Below are 5,585 nucleotides of genomic sequence, written 5' to 3'. Positions count from 1 at the left end.
TTTCTGACATTTACGGGGTCAGAGTTCAGAGTAATAAAGGGGTCAGTGTTATTTAATCCACCAGTACAGTTTTACTTGGTACAGAGTTGTTATGTTTGGCGAATGTTTGTAAGCGTCTAGTAAACCCCACCTAGCCAGTCTAATTTGCATCTGTAAAAATCGTATTTCTTTGAACTTGGAGAAATACGATGCGCACCCAACCTAAACGAAGCAAACAAGAATGGATGAGTCTTGCGTAATAACATGAAGCCGATCACTCAATAACCCGCTATGTCAGGATAGTTGTCGCCGCATTTTTAACATTTGAAGAGATACAGGAAGTATTTGAACAAACCTTAATGCATGGACTAAAAGGTATGCGCGACTACGCCATGCTAGAAACCTATTATGCAACTGGGATAAGACGAATGGAGCTAGGCAACTTAGAGATAAGCGATATCAATTTCAAAACTAAGAAATTAAGAGTCAACAACGGGAGAGGCGCGAAAGACAGACTTGTGCCCATTGCTAAACGAGCAAGAGAGTGGATAACACAATATTTGCAATTCAGCCGACCGTCATTAAAAACCTTTCATTCGGGACAAACATTATTTTTGAGTAATTCGGGCAATCAATTTGGTGAAACCCAGCTTTCTGAATTGGTCAAAAAATACCTATTAATGGCGGGGTATGATGTCAACGCTGCCTGTAACGTTTTCAGGTACAGCGCGGCAACGCACAAGCTAGAGGGCGGTGCGGATATTCGCCAAATACAGGTCTATTTGGGCATGCTGATATATCCACTACGATGGTGTATACGCATATTACTAACCCAGAGTTAGAAAGGACTTATGAGAAGTCGCATCCGGCTGCGTTATCCTCAGATAAACCGGAGTAAACAGGCATTCTAATGTCGTATTTTTACATTTGATAATTGTCGTATTTTTGTATACTATAACGACAATGCTAACAGGAGATATCAAATGACAATTAATCGCAGAGTGCAGACCAGAGTTAAGCGTTCGAAGGGCTCTGTTTTTTTGCGTTCTGATTTCAAAGATATCGCTGATTATGATCAAGTGGGTCGCGCATTAAGAGAATTGGTGCGAGAAGGCTTACTTATAAAAATTGGTTACGGTTTATATGCTAGAGCACGTATTAACCGCATTACAGGGAATGTTATGGCTGACAATCCATCCGGCCCTGATGGCGTGGTTATTGAGGCAATGGAAAAGTTAGGCGTGGAGTATCAGCTTGACGATTTATCTCGGATGAATTTGTCGGGTGACATCACGCAAATACCTGCCAAGGTTAAGATTATTCCTAAAAGCACACGTTTTACGCGCAAAATAGCTATCGGGACACAGTTTGTCAACGCAGTTTGATAGCTCACTATTTGCGGATGTTGCAGATACGTTAGGGCTAGGCAATCCGGCAATCGTTGAGAAAGACTATTACGTCGTCCAACTGCTTACATTAATCTGCGCTCTTAAACTAGCGCATCACCAAATAGTGTTTGCTGGCGGAACTGCCCTTGCTAAGTCTTCTGTTAAAACAAGCCGTATGTCAGAAGACGTGGACCTGAAGTTGACTGTCAATCAAAGTTTTTTCGCTCTACCCTCCCGCAACGCCAAGCGCAATTCGCGCAAGGCCGTTATGCAGCTTGTTGAAACAATGATCGAAAATAGTAAAATGTTCTCCATTGATAAGAGGCCACTCATACTCGATGAGTATCGTTATTTTAGTTTTGATATTCGTTACCCTCAGGACTATCAGCATGCGCCTTATTTGAGGCCGTATATCAAACTTGAATTCGTGGAATCAGCCCTCTTATGCGCTCCAGAACAAAGAAGTATTCAGTCAATTTATGCGCAAGTTATAAAATCTGACAGTGAAATTGATGAAATGGCGTGTGCGGCTATTATAGAAACACAAGCTGAAAAACTAGTATCGATGCTGCGCAGAACGGCAAGTGCTGCCAGAAATAGTGAAAGAGATGATGACGAAACACTCATTAGGCATATTTACGATACCTATTATATTCAGCTAGCTAAACCATCTGACGTCGAATCGCTTGGGAAATTGGTAACAAAGGCGATTGACCTAGATATTGAACGTTTTGGAAATCAACATCCGCAGATAGTTGAACGCTCTATCGATGAATTGCGATATGGACTGCAACTGCTCATTGATGAAGCAAAGTTTGCTGAACGTTACAAACGATATGTAAGTCCAATGGTATATTCGGTTAATCCAGTCGTGTGGGATGATGCACTGGAAGTTTTTATGACATTGTCTAATGAAGTACTGGATTATGTTGAGGAAACACGTTAGCTGTAGCGGTAGGCACGATACCATGATTCAGTGATTGGGCGGTTTTACTCAAATGATTCCGTCGATTCTTTAAGCCACCTCAGTCGGTCAGGTGGAATACACGGTTTCAACCGCTACACATACGCTAATAACAATCCGTATAAGTTTACGACCCTCTTGGTCAATTAACGTGGCAGCGTGACGGTAATGATAACGAAAGTACGCTTTCTTATGATACCTTAAATCGCATGGTGACACACAAGCGCTATCGTGGCTCAGTACAAAGTGGCGCGATAAAAGACGACTTATACTATCAGTACGATTCCGCCACGCTAGGAAACGATTCAACCTTGGCTGCTGGTTTACTGCACAGCATTGAAGATAAAGCCAAGCGTTCAGGCAGCTCACCACGTCTTAAGCAAGTGTTCAGCTACGATAACCTTGCGCGTCAAGACGGCATAGAGCACAACTTAGAAGGTCGCGTGTATAGCCAAAGTACCGGCTTTGATAGCATTGGGCGAGTAGCGTGGCGCCTTGATGCCGCTGGCGGGCGTGTAAATCGATTCTACAACCAATATGGTTATCACTATGCAAGTCAAGACGCCAACAGTGATGTGGTGTATTACCATAGCAAAACCCAAGACGCCTTTGGCAATGTAACCTCGTATTCACTTCACAATGATGTAACAGAAGGCTTGGCGCGATATGAAGATGAAACGGGGCTAGTTGACACCTTACAAGTCAGCGGCAATGCCAGTATTCAACACGAAGAATACGACTGGGATGTGTTGGGCAACTTAAGAAACGGCAAAACAGTTGATGGCAATACGCGCAACATCCACTATACGCTATTTGATAAACCGACCCTGATTGAAGTCAACAGCACACAAACCCACTTTGCATATGGGGTAGACACCACACGCTATAAACGCATCGATATAGATGCCCATGGCGAGCGAAGCACCACATGGTATATCGGCAGTGTCGAGTTTGTTGAAAAAGGCGCACAGGTGACCACCAAACGCCATATTGATGGGGTGGTACAAGTCATCTCACAAAGCAATGCCTCCAATACCAGCGCCGACCACTTAGAGTACGTCTACCAAATCAAAGACCACCTTGGCAGTATTGTCGCCACGGTCAATCACACAGGCGCACAACTCAAACGCTACAGCTATGACGCATGGGGCCAACGTCGAGGCACAGACTGGTCGATACCGGGTCATACACCCAGTAGTATTTCAGGTTTCACGGGCTTGACCAGCAACCTGCCGATTCAAATCAGCCAAACCAGAGGCTTCACCGGCCATGAGCATGTAGACAATGCCGGTTTAATTCATATGAATGGCCGCATCTACGACCCCGTGTTGGGCAGGTTTATGTCGGCTGACCCGTATATTCAGGCGGCGACGAATGCTCAGAGTTTGAATCGGTATTCGTATGTGTGGAATAATCCGTTGAATGCGACTGATCCGAGTGGGTATGTTGCGCATTTCTTAGTGGCATGGGCAGTGAATTGGGCACAAGGGTATTTGATTGGTCAAATTTGCCACGGCCTTAAAAATAGCCTCATTTGTGAACACTGCGTTTGCGGTATACAACACCGCCAACTCGACTTTATCGGTAGCAAAGGCATACACTGCATGGAATGATGGAGCAGGCGGAGCGGTTTGGGGTAACCTGATAGGCGGCTTTGCTAAAAGCTGGGCGATGGGGGTTGGGAACAGTTGTGTTTCTGGCGCGTGTGACTTTGGTTTTGATCCGTTTGGGGTTGAGAGGTTGGGGGAGTTGTCGGATTCACACACCTCAAGAGCACTCAATGTCGTTACGGATGATACTAAGCAGAGTGGAGATGACAGTTGGAAAGCTGCATACGACATCAAAAAAGCACCAGATAACATCACTATTGGTGGCGGGAAGTCATATGATGATTTACCAGAAAACCAAAAATATGCACTGCACATTACAAGTAAGACGCTAAGAGAGGGATTAACGCTCGCCGAGACCTCTGATGATAGTCAAGTAAAGTTATTGAATACGAACGGAATAAAAGCTGTGTGGTACTCATCGGTGTCAGATAAAGGTGTTTGGGGTGGTGTGCGCACGGGTGATGTAGCACGCGCTAGCTTTAGATATAGAACTATCCAGTTTTATGGTGACAGAATGGTGAGCTTATTAGGTGGTTACTCTATCATAAAAGGCTCCAAAGCTTGGCTTGAAAGACGTGGGCTGGGATATAAGGTCACTGGAGTATTTTCAAGAAAAGACGCATTTAGGTATGTTGTTGGGCATGAGTTAGGCCACCTTACATATCGAAATTCAAGGATTAACAGTCCTACGCTCGTTGAAGGAGATGCAGATAATTTTTACTTAAAGTTATTTAAGGGAGGCTAGTATGAGATTGAATTTGCTTTGTTTGGGTTTTATATCACATCTTATTGGGTGCACAACGACAGTTGATTACCCAATTACATATGCTCAGATTTATCAAGAGAACAATAAGTTGGAGTCTATAGAGCTTTATGACGACACGGGGAAAAATTTTCAAGCTTTTGAGCTCTATGATTCTGCTTACACAGACATTTTTATTTATGATAACTTAGATAAGGTCAGCAATATTGAGAATACAATCCTTTCTGAAAAAGTAGAGCTAAGAAAGTGTGAAGGCTACAAAAAATTATGCTTTGAAGTAGATAATTTTAAAATGATGCTTCCTGACAACTTTGATTTTGAAAACTCTATGACTTGGACTTGGGATGATTATGTTTATGAATCAATCTCTAAACGAATATTCTCTGTGTTTGGCACACAATTTGAAGCTATCGAGATAATTGGTATTAAGTCCGAAGAGCCGAAACAGCTTGTTCATTTTTTTGTATCTAAAGAGCGAGGTTTGTTGTATTTCATAATCAGGTTCAATGACTATCGTTCAGCTTATGTACTGTCTTCGAAAAATGGTCTGTGGAAAGACTAAGTGCTGAAACGTGGCTGAGGGTTGAAATACAAGGAAATAAAAGGAAATAAAAGGGTCAGTGTTAATTAATCATAAAACCTTGGGGCGGCCTCGTGTTGCTGATTTTAGCTTCATTCCTGTTAACTCGGCGACTTGTTGTTTAAATCTACTGTTGCCTAAAACAATTTCTTTTTGGCTACAATGACGTATATCGTCTATTAGGTCTTGTTTGAGTTGGTGCTCAAATAGTCTTCTGTATGCAATGAGTCGTTGGCACTTATTGGTTCCTAACTGTGTGTAAAGAGGGTGAGGCTCAATGAGTGACGAATGCTTACCGAGT

General features: G+C 43.0%; 6 protein-coding genes and 1 pseudogene. 6 read left to right on the top strand and 1 reads right to left on the bottom strand.

Annotation, left to right across the window (positions count from 1 at the left end):
* Positions 1-260 precede the first annotated feature (260 nt).
* The 6 genes from KUL10_RS18315 (at position 261) to KUL10_RS18290 (ending at position 5,266) form a co-directional block, all read left to right on the top strand.
* Entirely contained in the window at positions 261-821 is a 561-nt protein-coding gene (locus tag KUL10_RS18315; RefSeq protein ID WP_110430409.1) for a tyrosine-type recombinase/integrase, read from the top strand.
* A 141-nt stretch (positions 822-962) separates the two neighbouring features.
* Complete coding sequence (locus KUL10_RS18310; protein WP_110430408.1) at positions 963-1,364, top strand: DUF6088 family protein; 402 nt, start codon at positions 963-965, stop codon at positions 1,362-1,364.
* Positions 1,348-2,313 carry a nucleotidyl transferase AbiEii/AbiGii toxin family protein gene (locus KUL10_RS18305; RefSeq protein WP_110430407.1) on the top strand — a complete coding sequence of 322 codons (966 nt, stop codon included), beginning with the start codon at positions 1,348-1,350 and terminating at the stop codon, positions 2,311-2,313. The genes KUL10_RS18310 and KUL10_RS18305 overlap by 17 nt, the downstream gene beginning before the upstream one ends.
* A gap of 227 nt (positions 2,314-2,540) precedes the next feature.
* On the top strand, positions 2,541-3,944 hold the full coding sequence (locus tag KUL10_RS18300; RefSeq protein WP_110430410.1) for an RHS repeat domain-containing protein: 1,404 nt from the start codon (positions 2,541-2,543) through the stop codon (positions 3,942-3,944).
* A complete protein-coding gene (locus KUL10_RS18295; RefSeq protein WP_146216809.1) occupies positions 3,868-4,686 on the top strand; it encodes a hypothetical protein in 819 nt (272 codons plus the stop codon). The genes KUL10_RS18300 and KUL10_RS18295 overlap by 77 nt, the downstream gene beginning before the upstream one ends.
* 1 nt (position 4,687) lies before the next feature.
* On the top strand, positions 4,688-5,266 hold the full coding sequence (locus KUL10_RS18290; RefSeq protein ID WP_110430405.1) for a hypothetical protein: 579 nt from the start codon (positions 4,688-4,690) through the stop codon (positions 5,264-5,266).
* Between the two features lie 69 nt (positions 5,267-5,335).
* Here KUL10_RS18290 and KUL10_RS18705 read toward each other — a convergent pair.
* Positions 5,336-5,585: pseudogene (locus KUL10_RS18705) on the bottom strand (transposase); the annotation flags it as partial.

This window comes from Glaciecola sp. KUL10 (assembly GCF_003203515.1).
In the GTDB taxonomy this organism is placed as follows: domain Bacteria; phylum Pseudomonadota; class Gammaproteobacteria; order Enterobacterales; family Alteromonadaceae; genus Glaciecola.
This window is presented reverse-complemented; position numbering and strand designations above follow the sequence as displayed.